The 24350-nt window shown below is 71.0% G+C and carries 21 protein-coding genes and 1 tRNA gene; 8 read left to right on the top strand and 14 right to left on the bottom strand.

What is annotated here, in order from left to right:
- On the bottom strand, positions 1-3982 hold a 3982-nt coding region (locus AB0C35_RS10695; RefSeq protein WP_358452901.1), incomplete at its 3' end, for a DNRLRE domain-containing protein.
- 744 nt (positions 3983-4726) lie between these two features.
- Here AB0C35_RS10695 and AB0C35_RS10690 point away from each other — a divergent pair.
- Entirely contained in the window at positions 4727-6268 is a 1542-nt protein-coding gene (locus AB0C35_RS10690; RefSeq protein ID WP_358452899.1) for an FG-GAP-like repeat-containing protein, read from the top strand.
- Positions 6269-6529: 261 nt separating this feature from the next.
- Complete coding sequence (locus AB0C35_RS10685) at positions 6530-7072, top strand: RNA polymerase sigma factor (protein WP_358452897.1); 543 nt, start codon at positions 6530-6532, stop codon at positions 7070-7072.
- Positions 7073-7456: 384 nt separating this feature from the next.
- Here AB0C35_RS10685 and AB0C35_RS10680 read toward each other — a convergent pair whose 3' ends face one another.
- Together AB0C35_RS10680 and AB0C35_RS10675 are read right to left on the bottom strand one after the other, a co-directional pair.
- Positions 7457-7633, bottom strand: coding sequence for a hypothetical protein (locus tag AB0C35_RS10680; RefSeq protein WP_358452895.1), 177 nt, complete (start codon positions 7631-7633; stop codon positions 7457-7459).
- A gap of 88 nt (positions 7634-7721) precedes the next feature.
- Positions 7722-7985 carry a hypothetical protein gene (locus AB0C35_RS10675; protein WP_358452893.1) on the bottom strand — a complete coding sequence of 88 codons (264 nt, stop codon included), beginning with the start codon at positions 7983-7985 and terminating at the stop codon, positions 7722-7724.
- A gap of 374 nt (positions 7986-8359) precedes the next feature.
- Between AB0C35_RS10675 and AB0C35_RS10670 the strand changes: the two genes are divergently transcribed.
- The 3 genes from AB0C35_RS10670 to AB0C35_RS10660 all read left to right on the top strand — a co-directional run bounded on the left by AB0C35_RS10670 (position 8360) and on the right by AB0C35_RS10660 (position 10876).
- Positions 8360-8572: a DUF397 domain-containing protein gene (locus tag AB0C35_RS10670; RefSeq protein ID WP_358452891.1), complete on the top strand. Its 213-nt coding sequence runs from the start codon at positions 8360-8362 to the stop codon at positions 8570-8572.
- 652 nt (positions 8573-9224) lie between these two features.
- Positions 9225-10445 (top strand): acetyl-CoA C-acetyltransferase, encoded by a 1221-nt coding sequence (locus AB0C35_RS10665; protein WP_358452889.1) that lies wholly within the window; start codon positions 9225-9227, stop codon positions 10443-10445.
- A 203-nt stretch (positions 10446-10648) separates the two neighbouring features.
- On the top strand, positions 10649-10876 hold the full coding sequence (locus AB0C35_RS10660) for a DUF4287 domain-containing protein (protein ID WP_358452887.1): 228 nt from the start codon (positions 10649-10651) through the stop codon (positions 10874-10876).
- Between the two features lie 266 nt (positions 10877-11142).
- Here the strand turns inward: AB0C35_RS10660 and AB0C35_RS10655 are convergent, their stop codons facing one another.
- The 4 genes from AB0C35_RS10655 to AB0C35_RS10640 form a co-directional block, all read right to left on the bottom strand.
- Entirely contained in the window at positions 11143-11973 is an 831-nt protein-coding gene (locus AB0C35_RS10655) for a Bax inhibitor-1/YccA family protein (RefSeq protein ID WP_358452885.1), read from the bottom strand.
- A gap of 149 nt (positions 11974-12122) precedes the next feature.
- Positions 12123-12195: transfer RNA gene (locus tag AB0C35_RS10650), tRNA-Leu, on the bottom strand.
- Positions 12196-12212: 17 nt separating this feature from the next.
- A complete protein-coding gene (locus AB0C35_RS10645; RefSeq protein ID WP_358452883.1) occupies positions 12213-13631 on the bottom strand; it encodes a class I SAM-dependent methyltransferase in 1419 nt (472 codons plus the stop codon).
- Between the two features lie 57 nt (positions 13632-13688).
- Positions 13689-15050 carry an NAD(P)/FAD-dependent oxidoreductase gene (locus AB0C35_RS10640; RefSeq protein WP_358452881.1) on the bottom strand — a complete coding sequence of 454 codons (1362 nt, stop codon included), beginning with the start codon at positions 15048-15050 and terminating at the stop codon, positions 13689-13691.
- A gap of 231 nt (positions 15051-15281) precedes the next feature.
- Between AB0C35_RS10640 and AB0C35_RS10635 the strand changes: the two genes are divergently transcribed.
- Positions 15282-16094: a DUF4232 domain-containing protein gene (locus tag AB0C35_RS10635; protein WP_358452879.1), complete on the top strand. Its 813-nt coding sequence runs from the start codon at positions 15282-15284 to the stop codon at positions 16092-16094.
- Positions 16095-16148: 54 nt separating this feature from the next.
- On the opposite strand, the gene AB0C35_RS10630 is transcribed toward AB0C35_RS10635, so the two are convergent.
- Positions 16149-16982 (bottom strand): uracil-DNA glycosylase, encoded by an 834-nt coding sequence (locus AB0C35_RS10630; protein WP_358452877.1) that lies wholly within the window; start codon positions 16980-16982, stop codon positions 16149-16151.
- 138 nt (positions 16983-17120) lie between these two features.
- Here AB0C35_RS10630 and AB0C35_RS10625 point away from each other — a divergent pair, with 138 nt between their 5' ends.
- The gene (locus tag AB0C35_RS10625) at positions 17121-17921 is read left to right on the top strand and encodes a DUF2510 domain-containing protein (RefSeq protein ID WP_358452875.1); all 801 of its coding nucleotides are present in this window, start codon (positions 17121-17123) and stop codon (positions 17919-17921) included.
- Positions 17922-17949: 28 nt separating this feature from the next.
- Here the strand turns inward: AB0C35_RS10625 and AB0C35_RS10620 are convergent, their stop codons facing one another.
- From AB0C35_RS10620 to eno, 4 genes are all read right to left on the bottom strand, one after another.
- A complete protein-coding gene (locus tag AB0C35_RS10620; protein ID WP_358452873.1) occupies positions 17950-18900 on the bottom strand; it encodes a Ppx/GppA phosphatase family protein in 951 nt (316 codons plus the stop codon).
- The gene (locus AB0C35_RS10615) at positions 18897-19454 is read right to left on the bottom strand and encodes a DUF501 domain-containing protein (RefSeq protein WP_358452871.1); all 558 of its coding nucleotides are present in this window, start codon (positions 19452-19454) and stop codon (positions 18897-18899) included. Before AB0C35_RS10615 ends, AB0C35_RS10620 begins: the two co-directional genes overlap by 4 nt.
- A gap of 102 nt (positions 19455-19556) precedes the next feature.
- Positions 19557-20018 carry a septum formation initiator family protein gene (locus AB0C35_RS10610; protein ID WP_358452869.1) on the bottom strand — a complete coding sequence of 154 codons (462 nt, stop codon included), beginning with the start codon at positions 20016-20018 and terminating at the stop codon, positions 19557-19559.
- Positions 20018-21301 carry a phosphopyruvate hydratase gene (gene eno / locus AB0C35_RS10605; protein WP_358452867.1) on the bottom strand — a complete coding sequence of 428 codons (1284 nt, stop codon included), beginning with the start codon at positions 21299-21301 and terminating at the stop codon, positions 20018-20020. The genes AB0C35_RS10610 and eno overlap by 1 nt, the downstream gene beginning before the upstream one ends.
- 271 nt (positions 21302-21572) lie before the next feature.
- Between eno and AB0C35_RS10600 the strand changes: the two genes are divergently transcribed.
- Positions 21573-22946, top strand: coding sequence for a HAMP domain-containing sensor histidine kinase (locus AB0C35_RS10600; protein ID WP_358452865.1), 1374 nt, complete (start codon positions 21573-21575; stop codon positions 22944-22946).
- A 34-nt stretch (positions 22947-22980) separates the two neighbouring features.
- On the opposite strand, the gene AB0C35_RS10595 is transcribed toward AB0C35_RS10600, so the two are convergent.
- Positions 22981-23253, bottom strand: a complete 273-nt coding sequence (locus AB0C35_RS10595) for a hypothetical protein (protein WP_358452863.1) — start codon at positions 23251-23253, stop codon at positions 22981-22983.
- Positions 23254-23311: 58 nt separating this feature from the next.
- Positions 23312-24256, bottom strand: a complete 945-nt coding sequence (locus AB0C35_RS10590) for an NADP-dependent oxidoreductase (protein WP_358452861.1) — start codon at positions 24254-24256, stop codon at positions 23312-23314.
- Between the last annotated feature and the right edge of the window lie 94 nt (positions 24257-24350).

Below are 24350 nucleotides of genomic sequence, written 5' to 3'. Positions count from 1 at the left end.
GGGTGCGGCCGGAGATGTCGGTGATCGACTTGATGTGGTCGATGATGTGCGGGTTGGTCAACCCGGTACCGGGTTGCTTCTGCCACGTTTCGTCGTCGATGTAGGAGTAGTCGTCGCCCTTGGCGTAGTAGTCGATGGTGAGGGTCTGGCGGCCGGCGGGGTCGGTGATGTAGCGCAGGAATTTGGTCGGCTTATTCTGGGATTTGCGGACTTCGTAGGTGAAGTCCATCCGGTTGCCGTTGTTGTCCTCGATGGCCGACAGGTAGCCGTCGCAGTCGAAGAAGAACTGGGTGCGGTCGGGGCGGGTCATCTGCCAGGCGCGGGAGATCTCGTCCTTGGGCCGGCATTCGGCCAGGCGCTGGAGGTAGAAGTGCACGCCCGCGGGTGCGGTGTATTCGTCGTCGGCGGGGTCGCTGGTGCCTTTGTCGTCGAGGGTGAAGGTGTGTGTGGTGCCGTCGCCGTCGGTGAGGGAGACGGTGCGTCCGTGGGTGTTGGGGTGCGGGTCGATGGGGGTGCCGAGCCGCATCAGCGAGGACGCCTGGATGGACCAGCCGTAGCCGGCGACGGTGTCGGAGGTGTCTTTGGAGTTGTAGGCCAGGCGCAGGAAGGTGGCCAGTCCGCGGGAGGGGTTGGTGAAGGCGTTGTATTGCCAGACGGCGTTGCCGGCGTGCAGGTTGTTCATCACCGCCGAGCCGGCGCCGGTGTTCTTGCCGGCGTAGGCGTAGAACTTTTCCAGGCCGACCTGGTCGGAGGTGGATTCCTCGACGGCCAGGCTCTGCTTCAGTGCGCCGACCCGGTTGACGGCGGTGGCGCGGACCCCGGCGGGTTCCTGCGACAGCCAGGTGCTGGTGGTGGTGTTCCACATGTCCCACTCGAGGGCGTGGTCGACGCGTTTGTTGCCTTCGGTGGACGCCGGTGGGGCTTTGACCTGGGCTTGGACGGTGACGGTGTCGCCGGGGACCAGGTCGCGGGGCAGCGCGGTGTGCAGTTGCTGCACGGTGACGGGGGTGCCGTCGGGGCGGCTCCACCGGTACGACAGGACGTAGTCGGCCTTCATCCAGGTCGAGGTGGTGGTGTTGGTGAGCGTGACGTCCAGGGTCTGGGTGGAGTCGGAGGTGACGCTGGCGGGGGTGGCCGGGACGTAGTAGGTGTTCTCCGGTGTGGTCTCCAGGTAGGTGACGACCAGCTGGGGCCGCAGCTGGGGTTCGTGGCCTTCGCTGGAGACGAAGATGGCGCGCTCGACCGGGGTGGTCTCGTCGGCGAGTTTGACGATGGCGCCGTGGTTGGCGGCGGGGTCGGCGACCCACTGCTGGACCAGGGAGGTCGCGGTGAGGTTGCGTTGCTGCGGGTCGTTGCTCCAGTTGCCGCCGGTGCCGGAGGCGGTGGCGGCCATGTCGCCGCCCGGTGTGGTCCAGGCGGTGCCGGTGGTGGCGTTGTTCCAGGTCGCGGACGTCTCGTCGAAGTCGCGGGTCAGGCCGCGTAGTTCGTAGGTGCCGGCGCCGCCGGGGTCGACCCCGGCGGTCCAGAGTTTGAGTTGGGCGTCCAGGACGCGCGCGGAGGCGGGAATGTCGCTCAGGTCGGGGAAGCGCAGTACGGCGCGGGAGGTGCCGTAGGTGCCGCTGTTGTTGCCGGCCATCAGCCACGGCTCCCCGGCCAGCACGTCCTGGTTGTCGTTCGGGCGGGACGCCGTCAGGGTGGTGTCGGTGACGCCGGTCTGGTAGATCCGGGTGACGCGTCCGGCCTTGGGGAGGCGGGCGAGCTGGGTCGGGCCGGGGGTGATGGTTCCGTCGCGGGTTTTGACGGCGACCATGTAGTAGTAGGAGTTGCCGAACGGGTCGGTGCTGTCGGCCGGGGTCGGGCGGGCGGTGGTGTCGGTGTAGGACCGGGTGTCGGGCGGCACCGGGGCGATCAGGGTGGCCTGCGATGGGGTGAAGGTCTGCCACACCGAGCGGTGGACCTGGTACTCCACGATGTCGTCGCCGGCCGAACCGCTCGGGTCGGTGTAGGCGGGCCAGGCCAGGTCGGCGCCGGTGGAGTGGATCGTGGACGGCGGGTCGACCTGCACGCCGGGGCGGCCGTAGGTGAGGGTCAGTTTGGGGTAGGTCGCGGTCTCGCCGTTGTAGAAGAACAGGCTGCCCTCATAGCGCGGTCCGCCTTGGCCGAGGGTGTTCTCATCGGCCGCTTTGACCACGAAGCCGTGGTTGGGCTGGGAGCCGTCCAGCCAGTGCTGCACGGTGTCGCGGACCGAGAACGAATGCCACCGGGAGGCGTTGTCGCCGGCCGGGCGGACCGCAGTACCCGGTTTGAACAGCCGGACCGCGTCGGCGACGACGCGTTTGGAGGAGTCGGAGACATCGCCGAGTTTCACCGACCCTTGTGTCCCGGCGGTGAAGGGGTGCGACCCGAGGGTCTTCCAAACACCCGCGTTGTCGGTCCCGGCGGACTGGTCGACCGGGTAGACCTTGGACCCGCCGTTGTAGGTGACGGTGTAGGGCGCGTCGGTGGCGGCGTCGTCGTACTGCTTGTAGTGCGCCTGCACCTGGTAGGTGCCGGACTCGGTCACCTGCGGTACCCAGGTGTAGGAGTCGCCGGTGACGGTGTTCTTGGAGGTGAGCAGGTCGTTGCCGACGGCGCTGCCGTCGAAGGTGTGCAGCCTCGACCAGGTGCCGTTGGCGGCGGTTTTGCCGGGGTCGCCGTCGTCGACCTGCTCGGTGTTGCCGGACAGCTCACCGACAATGCCCGAGGCGTTGTTCCAGGTCGCGGTGGTCTCGTCCCACGCCTGGGTGGCGCGGCGGGCCTCCAGGGTGACCGGGTTGGCGCTGCTGGTGTGGTTCTGGTCGTAGTACAGCTGCAGCTGCGCCGAGTCGATCCTCGTTCCGGCGGGGATCTGGTCGAGGGGGAACTTCAGCAGCGCGCGGGACTTGCCGGAGTTGGTGGTGCCGACCGACAGCCGCCAGATGTCGTCGTAGTTGGTCGCCGGGCCGTCGGAGGAGATCATGGTGTCCTGCGACTGGGTCGGCGTCGGCGCGATCTTGATAGTGGGGTCGATCACCACCGGGTAGGTGCGCTTGGCGTCGTTCAGCCAGGTCTTGTCCGCCTGGACGGTGATGTGCAGCAGGCCCGCCTTGGCGTCCCACCGCATCGACTGGGTGACCTTCGGGGACCACGCCTTCCCCAATGGGGACGACGGATCGGTCTTGGAGTCGTACATGAACGGCTTGGGCATCACGAACACCGGACGGCCGTCGAAGTCGCCCTTGTAGAACGCGATCGACCCGTCCGGCCGCTGCCAGGCCCGCACCCCATCGGCCTTCACCGTGAAACGCCACGTGCCGTCCTCAGGAGGCGCGTCCAGGACGATCTTCTCCTTCAGCGCGTCCCGGCCGATCTCATAGGCAAGGTCCGCGCTACCGCCGAGCAGGTTTTTATAGGTGACGGCGTTGCCGGTGACCTTCGGCTTGGTGGTCTTGGCCTGCGGAACCCCCAGTGTCAGGCTCGCCCCGTCGGCGTTGAAGGTGACCAGTTCTCCCGGGCGGGTGCCGAAGAAGCTGTGGAAGGCGTTGGTCTGGTTGCCGTAGACGAAACCCTTGCGGTCGGTGGGTTTGATGCGCGGGTCGATGTCGTGCCAGTCGCCGTCCTTGCCGCGGTAGTGCAGCGGGACGGCCGACAGTTCCTTCTGCAGCCGTCCGTCCGCCAGCTGGTACACCTTGGCGTTCGCGCTCCGGTGGCCCGGCAGCTCCTTGACGCGTTTGGCTGGTGCCGCCTTCTTCCCCGGCGGTTTCGGGTCGTTGCGCGGCACACCACCGGCCGGGAGCTTGCGGGGCTTGGGATCGTCATCGCCGAACAGGCCCTTGAAACGGTCCCAGGCGTTGCGCTCACTTTCGGGCTTCCACCCGTCCCCCGGGTCGGACGCCTCGGCGGCGGCTCGGGGCTGCTGCGCCCTGGCCGGCGGCGCGAGCGCCAGCGCCAGAACGACGACCATTATTGCTGCCAGGAGCCTGCGAAACCTGCTCACCACAAAGGGTCCCTTCTCGCCCGGCCGCCAAAGAGCATGATGTTCGACAGCCGGTAACCGGAGAAACGCACACCAAGGCAGATCTCCGGGCAGCCTTAATACGCGCGCAGAGACCTTGAATCAGACACCGTGGCGCCACTGTGCGGGCAGGGCGCGGTTAAGGAACAGAAAAGCGATCAGTCGATTAGCGGCACACGATCAGAACCTGCGGGGAACGCATCGAACCTCCAGTCATCCAATGAAGGACGTGCTCCCCCAGGCACATCGCACTACCGCCGCAACGACGGCCTTCCCGAGTGGGCCGGCGCCGTTCCGCCTTGACGATGCACGGACAGATGATCTCCGTCAACCCCTGCCACCAGGGGATGCCGACATCGGCCACATGATCGTGCGATCGTCCACACAGGTAAGCGTCACCCCACCAGCGAACGTCACATCCCTCCGCAGACTTTTTTTGAAAGACTGCTCTGACGTGCCAGAACGAACAGGGACACCGGAAGCCGTCGGAAGCGGTCTGTGCCCTAGATCACATGGTCCGATTTTCCGGGCGACAATCGGCCGGACAATCGCTCCAATTCGCCGATAGCAGGCCGATGAACTCCGTGTTAAAACCTGGTCATAACGGGCAACCGATCACGGGGCTTTTCGATACACGGAAAGTAGAACCTCGAACGACAGCCCGTTACCTGACTCCATGAGGAGGAAACAAAGGTGAGGGCTCGCCCGCTGATCACCGCCATGACCGCCGCACTCACGGCCGCACTGACCACCACCATGACGATCACCGGGCCGGCCGCCCACGCCGCACACGCCCAACCGGCCCCGGCGCCCGCCGGCGACTTCGACAACGACGGCTACCAGGACCTGGTGATCGGCGCCCCGGCCGGCACCGCCAACGGACAGGCCGAAGCCGGCGCCGTCAGCGTCCTGCGCGGCGCCCCCGGCGGCATCACCGGCACCGGAGCTGTCGTCCTCAACCAGGAAAGCCCGAACGTGGCCGGCGGCTCCGAACCCGGCGACGCCTTCGGCACCGCCATCGCCACCGGCGACCTCAACTCCGACGGCCACGCCGACCTCGTGGTCGGCGAACCCGGCGAAGACCTCGGCGCCATCCCCGACGCGGGCGCCGCCATCCTGTTCTACGGCGACACCGCAGGGTTCACCACCACCGCCTGGCTCGGCCTGCCCGCAGACAGACAAGGACCCGGAGACCGGTTCGGCGAAGCGATCTCCATCGGCGACTTCAACGGCAACGGCACCAACGACCTGGTCATCCTCACCGGCAGCGGCATCGTCCAGCCCTACTACGACGGCGCCACCACCACCTCCGCAGCCCGCTCCCAGAACCGGCAACCAGGCGGCACGACACTGCGCCCCGCCACCCCAGGCAGCTACCGCACGTCCTCCCCGTCACCGGCCACCACCCCATCAGCCACCACCAGGTCGGCCACCGGCGCGGTGACCCGCTCGGCCGCCGCCGACATCAACGGCGACGGCCACACCGACCTGGCCATCACCTACCTCGACACCAACAGCCGCACCCACCTGGTCACCATCCCCGGCTCCGCCGGCGGACTGGACTTCGGCGCGCTCACCGCCATCCCCGGCGGGGGCCGCGCCCTCGCGGCCGGCGACATCGACAACGACGGCTACGCCGACATCGTCGCGGGCCAGCCCGTCGCCTCCGACAACGCGACCACCATCGTCGGCGGCGCCGTTACCGCCTACTACGGCGGCCCGTCCGGCATCACCGCCACCAGCCGCCGCACCACCCTCACCCAGGACACCACCAACGTCCCCGGCACCGGCCAGAACGCCGACCACATGGGCCAGTCCGTCGCCGCCGGCGATGTCAACAACGACGGCTACGACGACGTCTACGCCGGCATCCCCCACAAGGACATCACCACCACCGCCCTCCAGACCGACGCCGGCTCCGCTCTCCTGCTCTACGGCGGCCCCGGCGGGCTGACCGGGGACGAATCCGTCGCCATCGACCAAGACCTCAGCCAAGTCCCCGGAGGCCCCGAAACCGGCGACATGTTCGGATCCGCCGTGACCCTCACCGACACCAACAACGACGGCCACGCCGACCCCGCCGCCGGAGTCGAAGGAGAAAACGCCGCAGACGGCGGCGTCAGCCACCTCCTCGGCGCCACCACCATGCCACCCGCTACCAACGGCACCGCCTACCTCGGCAGCACCCTCGGCCTCGGCACCGCATCCCACGCCGGACAAACCCTCGCCCCCTGACCGCACACCGCCCCACCCCCGCGCCCGACCTCCAAGCGCCCGCCCTCGCCCCGCAGCAAGGCCCCGGCCGCCATGCCCGTCAACCGCTCCGAACCCCACCCCCATGCCTCAACGACCACCCCGCAACCAGCCCGCTCTGCGAACGAACCGAACGCCACAGGCCACAACACCACCCAAGCCGGACTCGCCCAATCACCCGACCGACCAGACCTCACCTGGGCACTGACATCCGCCCGACACGGCGACCAACACGCCTTCAAAGTGCTCTACGACGACCTGCACCCCCGCCTCCTGCATTACCTACGCACCCTCGTCCGCACCGACGCCGAAGACGTCGCCTCAGAAACCTGGCTGCAAATCGGACGCGACCTGCCCACCTTCCACGGCACCTGGCACAAATGGCGCTCCTGGGCCATCACCATTGCCCGAAACCGAGCCCTCGACCACATCCGCCACCAACAACGACGCCCCCACACCCACATCCCACTCCAACAACTACAGGAACGCTCCAGCCACAACGACACCGAAACCGACGTCCTCACCCGCCTCACCTGGCAAACCGCACTACTCCTGATCACCCGCCTCCCCCACAGCGAAGCCCAGGCCGTCCTGCTGCACACCGTCATGGGATACACCGCCACCGAAGCCGGCCACCTCCTCGACAAACAACCCGGCGCCATCCGCACCGCCGCCCACCGCGGACTCCGCAAACTCACCCACCACGCCCACCAACTCGGACTCAACACCGATCACGCGACACACAGAGAACCCGACCGCTCACCAGAGGCGAGGCAGCGCTGCTGATGTGACCTGTGACTGCGCCCCAGATTGAAGCCCCTACCTGACCCCGGAACGGCACCCGATGCCGCACTTACCAAGCGCAGGCGGCCGCGCTGGACCCGATCACGAACTGAGCCGGTCACGGCGACCCCTCCCAAGTTGTCACCCGCGAGCATTATGGGACCCCCTGAAGGGGCCTTTCTGGGGTCTGTCCAGCGGTCGGCGATTGCGGATAGGCCGGTGACCGGCAGCGCGGCGGGGGCTCGACGGGTGTGTGGACACCGAGCCGGCGGCGGTGGAGTCGCCACCGCGGCCGCCCAGCGCGACCCAGCTCGAACCGCCTCGCCGACGGCGTCCTCCCACCTGCCTGGACGCCGCCGAGGCTGCCTCAGGTCGGGCCTGAGAGGTTCAGGTCGGCGGTCGTCTCGACACCGGCCGGTTCGGTCGGGCCGTCCCGGTAGGGGCCCATACCGTGACGGTCATCTTGAGGCGCAGGTCGAGCCGGGTGATCTTGCCGGGGACGATCTTCACCTTCAGCGTGGCCGGTTTGGCGCCCGGACGGTCGCCAGCGGGGGTCACCGTCACGTCGGGCACGCTGGGCACAACAGGTGCGCCAGGAGAACGGGCGCTGTGCACCGTCGGTGGTGAGCGCTGGCCAAGGCCGCCACGCGTTCTAGTCGGTCGCCGGATGCTGCGCGATGCCGAGCCCGTTCCGGGTGCAGTTCCGCTCCCCCGTCGCTACGACGAGCAGGGCTCCCGCGTCCCCGTGGGCGACCGCGGGCGAACACCGGGCGTCGCCGAGGATCATCCCGGTGTCGGCCCGCTGCGGACCGGCGCCGGTCTCGTCGGACGTCTTGGCCCGGAAGCGGCGGGCGGCGCGGGGCTTGACCACGACGGCCGGCATGCCCGCCGCCGCCATGGCCACCAGGCTCGCCACGGCGAACATGCTCGATCCCTCGATGCCCCAGCCCCCTGGCGAGCAGCATGGCCGCGGTCAGAACCATGAGGGGTGTCCAGGCCCAGCGCAGGGCCCGAACCCATGCGGCGCAGTCTCGTGCCCGATGCCGGGACGGGCACGCCTTCCGCACCGCTCAGCGACGCCGGCATCCGGTAGTCCAGCTCGACGATCTCCCTGTCACCGCAGGCGCGCGTACGCGGGTCTCCCAGGCCCGTTCACCTCCTCGAGTTCCACAGCAGGCCGGCCGTCGTCTACACCGAAGGTCACATCAGCGGGCATCTCACCGACGACAAAGCCGCCCGGCAGTACCGTTTAGAACTTCGACTTGATCAGGAGTGCGGCGGTGTCCGCCGATGACTTCCTGGCACGTGATCAGCCGGGACCTGTCGTCCGCGAGGTGGCGCAAGAGCAGCCGTAGTGGCACTACCGGCGGCGAATGCGTCGAGGTCGCGGCGCTCGACCCGGCCGTGGCCGTTCGCGACTCCAAGGATCCCGACGGGCCGGAGCTCGTCCTCGTGGCGGGAGATTGGCGCACGCTCATCACCGGGATCAAGCAGGGTCGATAGCCGGACGTCTGCCCCAGGGCGGGTCGGCGGTCGCCGCTCAAACCGGCTGGTTCGGTCGGGCCGCGGCGACCCCAGCCCCCACCCCGGCCCGTGGCGACCTCGACAGTCGCGATCGCGTCCGAAGGCAGGTTTCGAGCGAAGCGAGAAGCCTGATCGCGCAGCGAGCCGCCAGGCGAGTTCGGAGCGATGCAGCGATCGCACCCGCAGTTCCCGCCGAAGGGAGGGCCCCCAGGGCCCGACCGCCAAGGGAACTGCAAAGCAAACACAGACCGGGGCCCGTCCGGTCACCGGTGACGAGCCCCGGCCGACTGGGTGGCCACCGGGTCGGCCGCCGCCCGCGCTTGCGGCGGCCGAGGCCGGTGGCGTGAGGTTCAGGGTCCGGCGGTCGCCGTCCCGCCCACATGGGACGGGTGTCATCACCGGTTCGGGAATCCGCAGGTCGATGAGTAAGTCTGCACTTATTGTACTCATTGTCAACACTGTGCGGGGGCACATTGTACGCAGACGGGGCCGGGCGGTTAGATTGCTCGTAACCGGCGAGTAACACCATGACGGGGACAACGCCGCGCCGGCACGTCCGCAGGGGCGGGTCCGACGCGGTCGCCGTCACCTGCTCGCCGAGATAACGGCCGCTGAGACAGGAGACCCGCACATGCCCGAGGCAGTCATCGTCGCAACCGCGCGCTCGCCGATCGGCCGCGCGTTCAAGGGGTCGCTCAAGGACATGCGGCCCGACGACCTCACCGCCCAGATGATCACCGCCGCGATGGCGAAGGTCCCCCAGCTGGACCCGAGCCAGATCGACGACCTCCTGCTCGGCTGCGGCCTGCCCGGCGGCGAGCAGGGCTACAACATGGGACGGGTCGTGTCCGTGCTGCTGGGCTGGGACAACGTGCCCGGCGCCACCATCACCCGGTACTGCTCGTCCTCGCTGCAGACGACCCGCATGGCGCTGCACGCGATCCGCTCGGGCGAGGCCGACGTCATCGTGTCGGCGGGCGTCGAGACCGTCAGCCGCTTCGCCAAGGGCAGCAGCGACGGCCTTCCCGACACGCAGAACCCGAAGTTCGCCGACGCCGAGGCCCGCACCGCGAAGGCCGGCGAGGGCGGCGCGCCCGTGTGGCACGACCCGCGCGAGGACGGCGACCTGCCCGACATCTACATCGCGATGGGCCAGACCGCCGAGAACGTGGCCGGGATGCGCGGGGTGTCGCGGCAGGCGCAGGACGAGTTCGGCGTCCGCTCGCAGAACCTCGCCGAGAAGGCCCTCGCCAACGGGTTCTGGGAGAAGGACATCACCCCGGTGACGCTGCCGGACGGCACCGTCGTCGCCAAGGACGACGGCCCCCGCCCCGGCACCAGCTACGAGAAGGTCTCGCAGCTCCAGCCGGTGTTCCGGCCGGACGGGACGGTCACCGCGGGCAACTGCTGCCCGCTGAACGACGGCGCGGCCGCGGTCGTCGTCATGAGCGACACCAAGGCCGCAGAACTCGGCATCACCCCGCTGGCCCGGATCGTGTCGACCGGCGTCACCGGCCTGTCCCCCGAGATCATGGGCCTCGGCCCGGTCGACGCGTCGAGGCGTGCGCTGGCCCTGGCCGGCATGACCATCGGCGACATCGACCTCGTCGAGATCAACGAGGCGTTCGCCGCGCAGGTGCTGCCGTCCGCCGAGGACCTGGGCATCGACATCGACAAGCTGAACGTCAACGGCGGCGCGATCGCCGTCGGCCACCCGTTCGGCATGACCGGGGCGCGCATCACCTCCACGCTTCTCAACGGCCTGAAGTTCCACGACAAGCAGTTCGGCCTTGAGACGATGTGCGTGGGCGGCGGCCAGGGCATGGCGATGGTCCTGGAGCGCCTTTCCTGACGACCTGAACGGTGGCCCGCACGGAAATCGCCCGCCCACGCTCGCCGGGCGGCCGCTGTGCGGGCCACCTGCGCGTTTCCGGAGAACATCCCCGTTATTTACGATCTACGTAACGTAATGGATAGGTGGCCGTTAGGGGGTTGTCACATCCGTTCTCCTGTTGCAGAGTCAGCAGGAAGAGCCCCGCGACCTGGAGGTGCCAATTGTCACTGAACCACTCGCCGGAGACGCACAGCAAGCTGCTAGCCCGCATCCCGCAAGTCACAGGACGTGACATCCCCGAGTGGTTCACCGCCATCGAGAACGGCCCGTCGTTCACCCGCTGCGAGGAACGCAGCTCCTGGCTGGCCGAAGAGCACAACCTCTCCCACGGCTACGCGTCGGCCCTGGTGCGCGAGCACGAGCGCACCCGCCGCGCGCGGCACTACTGAGTCACCCTCCGGCGGAATCCGCCGATCGGCCGGCCCGCCGAGGCTGAGGACGACTCACCGAGAACTTCATACGGACCTTCCTCATATGGACCTGCTCCATGTGACTTGGTGGGATCCCGCCAACGGATGCCCCCGCCGTCGTGCCGCCATGCCGCGCCACGACCCTGGCGCAGAGATCCCACGCAGATCAGCCCCGCGCCGGCCGGCGCGGGGCTGATCATCGTCTGAGGGTGCGGGCGGCGCCCGGTGGTCGCCGCGGGCGGCGGCTAGTCTCGGCCGCCGTAGAGGTAGCTGGCGAGCCGCAGCATCTCCAGGTAGATCCACACCAGGGCCAGCACCAGCCCGAACGCGCAGTACCACGCGAACTTCTCCGGCGCCCCGACGCGGATGCCCTCCTCGATCGAGTCGAAGTCCAGCAGGAGGAAGAAGCAGCCGACGAGGATCGCGACGACGCTGAACACGTAGGCGAGCGGGTTGCCGGGGTCGCGGATGCCGAGGCCCGCCTCGGAGCCGAACATGTTCATCAGCAGGTTGACGAGCATCAGGCTGATCAGCGCCACCGCCGCCGCCATGGTGAACTTGGCGAACTTGGGCGTGACCCGGACGATGCGCAGCGCGTAGACGGCGAGCGTGGCGGCGAACGCCAGCGCCGTGCCGATCACGGCCTGGAAGACCACGCCGTGGAAGAGGTCGTTGTAGGTGTGGCTGATGATCCCGACGACGACGCCGTAGACCGCCGCGAACGCCAGGACCGTCGGCGCGTTGGCCTTGCGGCCGAACGTGATGAACGCCCAGATCCCGATCTGCGCGATGAAGGCGACGACCAGGACGGGGACGGCGAGGTCGGTCGGCACCAGCACCCAGGCCGCGGCCGCGGTGAGCACGAGGGTGACCAGGGTCATGAATCCGCGGACGACGACGTCGTCCATGGTCATCGGCCTGGTGGCGGGGGGCGCGTAGCCCGGCGCCGGGTAGCCCGCGCCTCCCTGGTGCTGCGCGCCGTACCCCGGGGCGCCGTAGGCGGGCGCTCCGTAGCCCGCACCTCCGGCGCGCTGCTGAAAGGCGTTTCCCCGGAACGCCGGGTTCCTGCTGTCCATCTGAGCCTCCACTTCGGCCGATGACCCTCCAGTCTATGCGTGGAAGGCCTTCGTGATCAGCCGGACCCGCCGCTGTCGGTGAACGCTCTTCATCCTCGGTGACGAGCACCGCGACGGCCCCGGCGGCGGGCCGGACGAGAACTGTTCAGTGCCCCTGGTCGGACTCGAACCGACACGTTGGCTCTTTTAGGGAGCCCGCCTCTGCCATTGGGCTACAGGGGCGGCGTCATCATATCGAGTCAGCGGCTCGTCACGGTGGGTCCCGCGGTCGGGTCCGGGCCGGAACGGGTGCCCCGATGGGGGTGTTCCGCACGAATCTCGTACCTGCCGATCAGGCCGTTCTCGCAGGCCAGCGCAGACGTGACGAGGTACAGCAACCAGACGCGGGCCCGGCCGGGTCCGGCCAGCTCCGCACACTCGGCCCAGTGCCGCTGTAGGCCCGCCGCCCAGGCCCGCAGCGTCCGCGCGTGCTGCTCGCGCAGCGCCGCCGCGTTCCGCACTTCGAGGCCCGCCTCCTCCAGCTCGCCGGCGAGCGCGCCGAGCGGCCGCGGCTCGCCCTCGTCCGGGAACATGTAGCCGGTGGTGAACGTGCGCCGGTTCCGGGACGGGCCGGGGCGGCGCACCGGCTGCTGGAGGACGAGCCGTCCGCCGGGCGCGAGCAGTTCGGCCAGGCGGGCCGCGGGACGGTCGAGGAACGCCGCGTCCGCCAGCCCGACGATCGCGTCGTAGGGGCCGTCGCCCGCCTCGGGCAGATCCCAGCCGCGGGCCTCGACGTCGGTTCCGGTGCCGGCGGCCATCGCGCGGACGTGGCCGGCCTGTTCGGACGTGCGGGCCAGCCCGACGACCCTGGCGCCGTGCCGGACGGCGGCGTGCCGGGCGAACGCGCCCCAGCCGCAGTTCAGGTCGAGGAGCCGGGCGCCGGGGAACAGTCCGAGCGCCTCGGCGACGGCTTCGTGGGCGGCGGACTGAGCGGCGTCCAAGTCGGCGCGCGGGTCACCGTCCAAGTCGCCGTGCTGGTCGGCGGGCAGGGGCCACGTCCCGGTGCCGTGCGCCAGCCCGTCCCCGAAGAGCCGGGCGAAGAACGCGGCGGGCTCCTTCATCGGCCCGGCGTGCTCGGCCTGCCCGTCCCGTCCGGCGCCCCGCCGTTCGGCGCGGCCGGGAGCCGACTCCTCGGGCGGCGGCTTCGGCTCGGGCCCGACGGCGCCGAGGGTGACCGCGATGCGCACGATGTCGCGCTTGTCGTCGGCGGTCAGCCGGATCGGCTCGGCACCGCCGCCCATCACCCGCTGGACGGCGTCCAGGGCGGCGAAGACGTCCCCCTCGATGTCCAGCTCGCCGGCGACGTAGGCGCGGACGAACCCCAGCTCGCCGGGCTTCCACAGCAGCCGCCGCAGGGCCCGCCGGTGCTTGATGACGAACACGGGGGCGCCGGGCGGGCCGATGGTGCTGCCGTCCCAGGCCTGGACCCGGATCGGCAGCCCCTCCACCGGCTCCCGCGCCTCCGTCAGCATGATCCTGGTGAGCAGCGGGGCCAGCCGGGCGGCGACCCCGGCCGCGCCGTCCTCCCGCCCGGCCTCCATGGGCGGGGGTTCCGCGGGCGGGACCGCCGCCTCCAGTTCCGCTCGCGCCTCGTTCCAGATGGCGTCTCCGTCGTGCATGGTGAGGGCGCGCCTCCTCCGCGGACGGTGCCGGCCGGTGGTCAGCCGGTCACGCGGTCACAGGTCCCGGACCCGGCCGGCCGCGAGCTCGAACTCCTGGCGGGGCCGCTCCAGCTCGCCGAGCGAGACGATCTCGCGCCGGAAGAAGAAGGCGAGCGTCCAGTCCATGGTGATCCGGAGCTTGCGGTTGACGGTCGGCATCCGAGACAGATGGTAGGTGCGGTGCATGAACCACGCGGGGAGGCCGCGCAGCTTGATCCCGTAGACGTTCGCCACGCCTTTGTGCAGGCCGAGGCTCGCCACCGAGCCGGCGTAGGCGTGCGCGTACGGCTTGCGGGGCTTTCCCCGCAGATCCGCCACGATGTTGTCACCGAGGCGCTTGGCCTGCCTGACCGCGTGCTGGGCGTTCGGCGCGGTGAACTCGCCGGAGTCGGTGAGGTCGGGGACGGCCGCGTTGTCCCCCGCCGCGTAGACGTGCTCCAGCCCCTCGACGGTCAGTTCGGCGGTCGCCTTGATGCGCCCCTTGCCGTCCAGCGGCAGGTCGCTCTGCTTGACGACGGGGTGCGGTTTCACGCCGGCCGTCCACACGAGCGTCCCCGCGTCGAACTCGTCGCCGTCGCTCAGCACGATGTGCCGTCCCTCGGCGGACTTCAGCAGCGTCTCCAGCCTGACCTCGATGCCGCGGCGGCGCAGCGCCTCGGCGGTCCAGCGGCCCATTTCCGGCCCCACCTCGGGCAGGATCCGGTCGGTCGCCTCGACCATCAGCCACCGCATCTCGCCGGGGTCGATCGCCGGGTACCACCTGCAGGCGTCCCGCGACATGTCCTCCAGTTCCGCCATGGCCTCGACGCCCGCGAAACCCGCCCCGACGAACACGAACGTCAGCGCCCGCCTGCGCACCTGCTCGTCGCCCGCGTTGGACGCGGCGATGTCGAGCTGGTGCAGGACGTGGTTGCGCAGGAAGATCGCCTCTTCCACGGTCTTGAAGCCGATCCCGCACTCGGCGAGGCCCGGGATCGGCAGCGTCCGAGAGATGGACCCGAGGGCGACCACGAGCATGTCGTAGCCGATGTCCCGCTCCGGGACGCCGGCGGTGTCGGTGCCCGCGGGACACACCGCGACCCGCCGGGCGGCGTGGTCGATCCGCGTCACGAACCCGTTCATGATGCGGCAGCGTCCGAGGACCTTCCGCAGCGGCGCGACGACATGGCGGGGCTCCAGGTTCCCCGCCGCGGCCTCGGGGAGGAACGGCTGGTAGGTCATGTAGGACTGCGGGTCGATGACGGTGACGACGACCTCGCCGCGGCGCAGTTCGCCGCGCAGCTTGCGCTGCAGGCGCAGGGCCGTGTACATGCCGACGTACCCGCCACCGATGATCACGATGTGCTTCGCGGAGTCCGCGGTGCGCTCGGATGGCATATCGAGGGCGATACCCGCTTATGGGGCCGGCTCACCACTTCGCCCGATTCATGAACTTCACCGTCCGGCCCGGCATCTCACCCGATGTATCACCGAAGACGGTGGGACAGGGCCGGACGGGGGCGTCGAGCGGCCCGGGGCGGCGAGGCCGGAACGGGGACCGGCCCGCCGCCCGGGCCGCTCGGCCAGGCCCTGCCCCGCCGTCGGCAATCTCAACGGGGAAGGGCGAAAATGAGCAGGACTCGATTGCCAAGGATCATCTGGGGGACGTCGGCGGCGGCCGCCGCCGCCATCGCACTCGCGGGCTGCGGCTCCACCACGGACGCCGGCGCCGCCGCGTCCGAGGTCAGAAGCTCGGCGACACCGACCAGCACGGCGACGGCCGGAACCCCGGGATCGGGCACGGGATCGGGCACGGGCTCACCCGGCGAGGGATCGCCCTCCACCGGCTCACCGGGCACCGGAACCGGCGACGGATCGGGAACCGGAACCGGCGACGGATCGGGAACCGGAACCGGCGACGGAAGCGGCACCGGAACCGGCGACGGATCGGGGACGGGAACCCCTGCCGGCACGCCCACCGGCGGGGCACCGGGGGACGGCCGCGGCGGAGACGGCGGCGGGGACTACCCTCTCTGCACCAGCGACACGCTCAGCGCATACCTCACCAACAGAAGCTTCGTGGAGACCAACCGCTATGTGACGCTCGTCCTGACCAACACGTCCAGGACCACGTGCAACCTCCGCGGCTTCGCCAGTCTTCAGCTGCTCAACGCGGGCGGGCTCGTCGAGACGAGAGTCGAGCACCACGGCACGCCCCAGACCGTCACGCTCGGGGGCCACGACTCGGCCTACGAACGACTCCACTGGACGTCGGAGCACGCCGGTGACGAGGGCAACCCCTGCCAGCCCACCGCGACCACCCTGCGGGTCTACACGCTGTACCAGACCCGGCCTCACACGGTGTCCTGGAACCACGGCCCGGTCTGCAACCACGGCAGGATCTGGCTCACCCCCATCACGCTGAACACCGCCGGCTACTAGCCCTGCTCTTCGCGCCTGCGAGCCCTCGGCGTGCACACGCGCGGCCTTCGTCCCTCAGTCCGCCCGCGTCCGGTAGTCGCGGGCGCGGGTCAGGACGGCGTCCAGCATCTCCTCCGTGACCCGCCCGGTGAAGGTGTTCTGCTGGCTCGGGTGGTAGCAGCCCAGCAGCAGCACGGGATCGCGCCGCGCCACCGAAGGCGGCGGCACCAGCTCGGCCTCGGCGCCGTGACCGAACTTCGGCCGGGGACGCGGCACTCCGTACCCGGCCTGCTTCAGCGCCGGCCACACCCCCTGCCAGGCGAACCCGCCGAGGCACAGGATGCAGCGGACGCTCGGCGCGACCATCTCGACCTCGCGCGACAGCCACGGCAGGCACGTCGTGCGCTCCAGCGGCGTCGGCTTGTTGTCGGGCGGGGCGCAGCGGACGGTCGCCGCCATCCGGGCGCCGATGAGCCGCTGCCCGTCGCCCGCGCGCACGCTGGTCGGCAGCGCGGCGAGGCCCACCCGGTGCAGCGACGCGAACAGCCAGTCGCCGGAGCGGTCCCCGGTGAAGATCCGCCCGGTGCGGTTGCCGCCGTGCGCGGCCGGGGCGAGCCCGACGATCAGGATCCGCGGCTCCGGCTCACCCCATCCGGCGATGGGACGGCCCCAGTACTCCTCGTCCGCGAACGCCCGGCGCCGCTGGACGGCTACCCTCTCCCGCCACTCCACCAGCCGGTCGCAGGCGCGGCACACCGACTGCCGGGCGCACAGCTCGTCGAGGTCCGGCGCCTTGGCGGCCAGCTCGACGACCTCGCCGGTGCCGTGGGCGACGGGGGTGTCCGGGGCGGCGGGGTCTTCGGGCCACCCGGAGCCGGGCGGCACGAACGGGGCGTTGGCGGTCGGCATACCACCGATCGTCGCACGCCACAGGCGGTGGCCGGGTTCCGCCCTTGTCTCTGCAGAAGCGGTCCCGGTCGGTACGATGCGTTCGCCGGTCGGGGAGGCGGGTGTCCGGCACGCCGAAGGCGAAGCGGAGGCAGGCAGTTGTCGCAACCGGGCTGGTATCCAGACCCCTACGGCACTGGCAGCCTGCGCTGGTGGGACGGCCGGAACTGGACGGAGCGGCTCAACCCCGAGCCGTCGCGCCCGCCGCGGGTGCGGCTCCCCCAGCAGGAACAGCGGTCGGAGCAGCACGAGGAGCAGGTCCCGTGGACGACCTACGCGGCCCCTGAGCACACGAGCTGGAGCGCCGTGCCCGCCGTCAAGCCGCTGGACGTGAACGTCCGCGGCCTGCACCTGCACGTCGACGATCAGGTCGTGGCCTACGGGAACACCTCGCTCGCCTGGCCGCACGTGGAGTGGGTGGCGTACTGGGCGGCGGAGCGACCGGCCGGATACGGCCACCTCCCCGGCACCCAGTGGGTCTTCCAGGCCGGCCGGTACCCGTTCCGCAGCGGCCCCCGCGTCGAGGTCGTCATCGAACCCGACGCCCTGTCCGCGGCGACGAGGGGGCAGTCCGCGGCCGGGGAGGGCGAACCCGAACGCGTGTGGGGCCGGTTGATCCAGATGTGCCAGGAGCACGCCGAGCGGCGTCTCGTGGCCGAACTGGCGGGACGGGTCAGGGCGGGCGAGTCGATCGACGTGGCGCAGGGGCTCACCGTCCATCCGGGCGGCGTTCGCGGCAACCGGGTGTCGCTGAGCTGGTCGGCGATCTCCGGCGCCACGGTGGACAGCGGCCGGGTGTGGATCCAGCAGTCCAGCAGCGCCTCGCCGATCCTCTACGTCCCCCAGCAGAACCCGAACGCGGTCCTGATCCCGGCCCTGCTGGCCCAGCTGAAGCACTGAGCGCCCGCGGTCACACCGGGGACCGCGGTCACACCAGGGACCAGGCGATGCCGTCCAGGATGTCGTGTTCGCTCACGACGACCGCGCCGAAGCCGTACTCCCGCATGATCCGGTCCAGGATCAGGGCGCCCGCGCCGATCACGTCGACCCGGCCCGGGTGCATGACGCCGAACTCGGCGCGTTCGGCGCGGGTGGCGTGCAGCAGCCGCCGGGTGACCTCGTGCACCTGGGACGCGGTGATCCGGGACAGGTGGATGCGGGACGCGTCGTACTCGGGCAGGTCGAGCGCGATTCCGGCGACGGTGGTGACCGAGCCGGCGAGGCCGACGAGCGTGCGCGCCTCGTCCACCGGCACGGTCTCGCGGACGGCGGCGAGGGCCGCGTCGATGTCGGCGACGGCGCCGGAGATCTGCAGCGGCGTCGGCGGATCGCCGTCCCTCAGGTGCCGCTCGGTCATCCGGACGCAGCCGATGTCGATCGAGCGCGCGGCGTCGGCCGAGGAGCTGCCGAGCACGAACTCGGTGGAGCCGCCGCCGATGTCGACGACCAGGTAGGGGCGGGCCGGGCGCAGCGCGGCCAGTTCCCGGGTGGCGCCGAGGAACGACAGTCCGGCCTCCTCGTCCCCGCTGATCACCTCGGGGACGACGCCGAAGATGTCGACGACGCCGTTGACGAAGTCGGCCCGGTTCCCGGCGTCGCGGGTGGCGCTGGTCGCCACGACCCTGGTCTTGATCGGGCCCCGCCGGGCCTGGGCTCCGTGTCGCTCGATCAGCTCCGCGTAGCCGCGCATCGCGGTGAAGGTGCGCTCCAGCGCGGCGGGCGACAGCCGCCCGGTCTCGTCGACGCCCTCCCCGAGCCGGACGATCTCCATCCGGCGTTCGACGTCGGTGAGCGTCCCGCCGCCCTCCCCGGGGGCGATGTCGGCGATGAGGAGGCGGACGGAGTTGGTCCCGCAGTCGATGGCCGCGACGCGCGTCACCGTGCCTCCCCCGGATCGGTGTCCGCCTGATCCAACTGATTCGCTTGAACCGCCTGAACCGCGGGGACGCAGGGGCCGGAGCGCCACCACTCCGGGAGCGCGTCCAGCGCCTCGCGCCCGAACGGGTTCACGCCGGGCACGGCCAGCTCGTGGGCGATGAGGGCGTGCAGGCATTTGACGCGCTCGGGCATGCCGCCCGCGCTCTGCATGCCGGCGGGCAGCGGCTCGATGCCGTCCTCGCGGGCCGCCTCGTCGCGGCGGCGCAGGTAGTCCTCGTGGGCGGCGGTGTACCGCGCCCGCAGCTCCGGGTCGCCGGCGAGCCGGTCCTGCATCTCGCGCATGAGGCCGCCGCCCTCCAGGGTCCCGATGGCCGAGGCGGCCTTCGGGCACGTCAGGTAGAACAGCGTCGGAAAGGGCGTGCCGTCGGGCAGCCTCGGCGCCGTCTCGATCACGGCGGGCCGCCCGCACGGGCAGCGGCTCGCCACGCCGCGCACACCGCGCGGCTCCCGTCCGAGCTGAGCCGCTATCGCGGCCCGGTCACCTGCTTGCATCATTTGCGTCCCCACCCGCGGATCTCACGTCGGGCCCCTCCCGCCGGGCGCGTCCGGCCCCTCCGCCGGGGCGTCCGGTTCCGTCCCGCCGAGCCGCGGGACGGGTCAGCGCCGCTTGTCGGCCGCCTCCACCGACCGCCACAGCGTCTCGTACCACGGCGGCCTGTTCGTCGGCCCGCCCTTGCGGGCCTGCCGCCCGTCGCCGTCGCCGCCGTCCAGCACGATGTAGCACTTTACGTCAGGACGGCAGTAATGGAGTCTTCGCGTCGCCTCACGCTCAATGTACGACTTATCCCCCAACTGCTGCTTGCGTTGGGCGAGAATCTCCACCTGGCGGCGGGCCACCGCCTCCTTCTGCCGGAGGTCGGCGATCTCCTTGCGCTGGGCGATGTACTCCCGGACGGGATAGGCCAGGCTCAGCGCGATCGCGCACACCACCACGGCCAGGATGGCCGCACGGCTGGTCAGCGCCGGATTGCCGCGGCGCGCGCCGCCCGCGCGGCCCTCCTCGTCCCCGTGGTCGTCGTGCCCGGCTCCGGGGTCCGCCCGGGACTCGCCCCGCGCCATCAGCCCTGCGCGTCGAAGCGCGGGAACGCGGCGGCGCCGGCGTAGCGGGCGGCGTCGTCCAGCAGCTCCTCGATGCGCAGCAGCTGGTTGTACTTGGCGACGCGGTCGCTGCGGGCCGGGGCACCGGTCTTGATCTGGCCGCAGTTGGTCGCGACGGCCAGGTCGGCGATCGTGGTGTCCTCGGTCTCGCCGGACCGGTGGCTCATCATGCAGCGGTAGCCGCTGGTCTGCGCGAGCGAGACGGCGTCGAGCGTCTCGCTGAGCGTGCCGATCTGGTTGACCTTGACCAGCAGCCCGTTCGCGGCGCGGGCCTTGATGCCGCGGGCGAGCCGCTCGGGGTTGGTGACGAACAGGTCGTCGCCGACGATCTGGACGCGGTCGCCGATCGCGGCGGTGAGGCCCTCCCAGCCGGCCCAGTCCTCCTCGTCGAGCGGGTCCTCGATGGAGACCAGCGGGTACTCCGAGACCAGCTCGCCGTAGTAGGCGGCCATGTCGTCGGAGCTCCGCTTGGTGCCCTCGAAGGTGTACTGGCCGCCCGAGTGGAACTCGCTGGCGGCGACGTCCAGGGCGAGCGCGACGTCGCGTCCGGGGGTGAAGCCGGCCTTGCGGATCGCCTCCATGATCAGGTCGAGCGCGTCCCGGTTGCTCGGCAGCTCCGGCGCGAACCCGCCCTCGTCGCCGAGGCCGGTGTTCAGGCCCTTGGCCTTCAGCACCGACTTCAGCGCGTGGTAGGTCTCGGCGCCCCAGCGCAGCGCCTCGGCGAAGGTGGACGCGCCGATCGGCGCGATCATGAACTCCTGGATGTCGACGTTGGTGTCGGCGTGCGCGCCGCCGTTCAGGATGTTCAGCATCGGGACGGGCAGCAGGTGCGCGTTCGGCCCGCCCACGTAGCGGAACAGCGGGAGGCCGGCGGAGTCGGCCGCGGCCTTCGCGACGGCCAGGCTGACGCCGAGGATCGCGTTGGCGCCGAGCGCCGACTTGCCGGGCGTGCCGTCGAGGTCGACCAGCAGCTGGTCGATCAGCCGCTGGTCGGAGGCGGGGTAGCCGACGAGCTTCTCGTCGATGGTCTCGTTGACGGCCCGGACCGCGTTGCGGACGCCCTTGCCTCCGTAGCGCTCACCCCCGTCCCGCAGCTCGACGGCCTCGAACTGGCCGGTGGAGGCCCCGCTCGGCACGGCGGCGTGCGCCTCGGTCCCATCGGCGAGCAGGACCTCGACCTCGACGGTCGGGTTGCCGCGGGAGTCGAGGATCTCCCGGGCGAGTACGGCCTCGATCGACGACACGGGGAACCCCCTGGTGGTGCGAGTGATCTGACATGGAGCGGTCTGGTGCGGTCACCGAGCCTATCCGCGCGGCCCCCGCACCGCCCAACTGGCTCGCCGCCGACCGGCATGACGACTCACATATCGGACACCGGCACGGCGTGAACTGAACGATCTTTTACCCGCCGCCCACGGTCGTGTTTGCCCCGTTCCGGCAAGAAATCACGGGTACTGGCAGGAACGTGAACGCACCCGGGAGGTCGTCATAGGTGTCCGGCCCCGCTGGCCGCCCGTGCAGCTGAGCCGCTGGATCTGGCGGGCCGCCCTCCGCAATCCCGAGATCCGGGTGCGCGTGACGATAACGGCCGTGCTGGTCACGCTGTTCCTGTCGACGGCGTTGTGCGCGACGGTGCTGTTCCTGGTCAGGCGGCAGGTGGTCAGCGACACCATCGAGGAGCTGTCCAAGGACAGCCGCAGGGTCGTGACCCTGTACCACGCCGGCCGGCTGCAGCAGGAGATCGTCGCGCCCAACAGCGAGCTTCAGCAGGTGGCGGACCGGCGGGACAGGGTGTACGCGGCCACGCCGCGGATGCGGGGCCGGCCGGCCCTGCCGTTCCCGCCCCCGCCGCAGGACAACGACCGCCGCGACGGCCGGATCTGCGACGTCGACGCGCCGGGCGGGGAGTGCTTCCTCGTCGTCGAATACCAGATCGGCCTCGGGGAGGACGCGCTGTTCGTCTACTCCCTGGCGGCGGAGCCGGGACTCCTTCCGCGCCCGCTGCTCACGGCGCTGCTCCTGTTCAGCATCCCGTTCTTCGCCGGCCTCGTCGGCTACGGAACGTGGCGGTCGGCGACCCGCACCCTGGGGCCGGTCGACGAGATCCGCCGGGAACTGGACGAGATCACCGCCACGGACCTGCAGCGCCGGGTCCCGCGGCCGGCCCGCCGCGACGAGGTGGGCCTGCTCGCCGAGAGCATCAACGCGACCCTGGACCGGCTGGAGCAGGCGGTCGCGCGGCAGCGCGGGTTCGTCTCCGACGTCTCCCACGAACTGCGCAGCCCGCTCGCCGCGCTGCGGATGGAGCTGGAACTCGCGCTGTCGGCCCCCGAGGAGACCGACATGTCCGAGACGCTGCAGGCCATCCTGATCAACACCGACCGCTTGGCGGCGGTGGTGGACGACCTGCTGGCGCTGGCCCGCCTGGAAGCCGACCGGAACTTCCAGCGCGAGACGGTGGATCTGACCGAACTGACGGACCAGGAGGTGCTGAGGCGCCCCCGCCGCGCCCAGGTGACCGTCCTGTCGGAGGGGGCGGTGACGGTGCCGGGCGGGCGCGGGGAGCTGGCGCGGCTGCTGACGAACCTGATCGACAACGCCGTCCGGCACGCGTCCCGCGAGGTGACGGTGATCCTGCGCCTGGAGTCGCCCGCGACCGCGGTCGTCGAGGTGATCGACGACGGCACCGGCATCGCGCCCGAGGACCGCGAGCGGGTGTTCGAGCGATTCACCCGGCTGGCCGAGGGGCAGCACCGCGACGCCGGCGGCACCGGGCTCGGCCTGGCGATCTCCCGCGACATCGCCGAGGCGCACCGCGGCTCACTGATCCTCACCGACCGCGCCGACGGCGCCCCCGGCGCCCGCTTCGTGCTGCGGCTGCCGCGGTGAACGCCCGCCCCGGGGGCCGCGCCGCGGCGGGCCGTCAGGAGATCCCGAGTTCGGCGCGGAGCCGTTCGCGTTCGGACTCCAGCAGCTCGATCTGGCCCTCCAGCTCCTCGCGGGCGGCGAGGTACTGGCCGGAGTCGGCGAAGTCCGTGGCGTCGCCGGGCGGCGGCGGAAGGTCGGCGCGGAGCCGGTCGAGGGTCTCGTCGAGGTCGCGGAGCCGGGTCCGCCGGTCATCGCCGGCGGTCTCGCCGCCGGTCCCGCCCGTGTCGCGCCGGTCCGGGTCGCTCTGGTTCGTGTCGCGCTGGTTCATGTGGTCCTCCCGTGGGTCTGCATGCCCGTGACGCGGTGGTCCTCACCCGCGCACGCGATCAGACGCGGATCACGGTCTTGCCGCGGGCGCCGCCGGCCCGGTTGGCGGCCAGCGCGTCCGGCGTGCCCTCCAGCGGCACCTCGCGTTCGACCCGGACCCGCAGCTCGCCCGCGTCGATCAGGTCGGACAGCCGGTCCAGCAGCTCGGCCGTGGGGTCGCTGTCGAGGTTGACCCCGCGCAGCCCCTGGGCCTCCATCGAGTCGGGGTTCACCGACCAGACGGAACTGACGTACGTCCCGCCGGGGCGCAGCAGCTGGGCAAGGACCTCGGTGGCCGTGGTGTCGCCGACCATGTCCAGGACGGCGTCGATCCCGTCGTCGTGGACGGCCAGCACCTGGGCGTTGAGGTCGCCCTTGGTGTGGTCGACGGTCTCGTCCGCGCCGAGCCGCCGCATCGTCCCGGCCATGTCGTCGCGGGCGGTCGCGATGACCTTGGCGCCCTCCCTGGCGGCGAGCTGCACCACGCCCTGCCCGACGCCGCCGGTCGCGCCGACGACGAGGACGGTCTGCCCGGCGTCCACCCGCGCCTCCGCCACGATGTCGAGAGCGGCCGCGCTCGCCGTCGGCACCGCCGCGGCGTGCGTGTAGATCATGCCCTCCGGAATCTTGGCGACGGGCCCGTCGTCGCGGGCGAGGGCGTACTCGGCGAACGCGCCGAGGCCCCGGTCCTCCTGGGCGAAGGTCCCGTAGACCTGCTCGCCGTGCCGCAGCCGGGTCACGCCCTCGCCGACCGCCTCCACGACCCCGGCGCCGTCCTGGCCCAGGATCAGCGGGAAGGACGCGTCGACGGAGTCCTTGAACATGCCGTCGGCGATCCTCCAGTCGATCGGGTTCAGCCCGGCCGCGATCATCTTCACGAGGATCTCGCCCGGCCCCGGCTCCGGACGCGGCAGGTTCATCAGCGCCGGTGTGGCGCCGTACTCGGACACGGCGATGGCTCGCATGACGATCGTCCCCCCGATCGGCTCAGCAGGGGCCCGACACCCCGCCACGTGATCTACCCGGCCGCCGGACGATCACACAGGTCAGAAGATCACA

The sequence above is a fragment of the Spirillospora sp. NPDC048819 genome (assembly GCF_040650055.1).
Lineage (GTDB): Bacteria > Actinomycetota > Actinomycetes > Streptosporangiales > Streptosporangiaceae > Spirillospora.
This window is presented reverse-complemented; position numbering and strand designations above follow the sequence as displayed.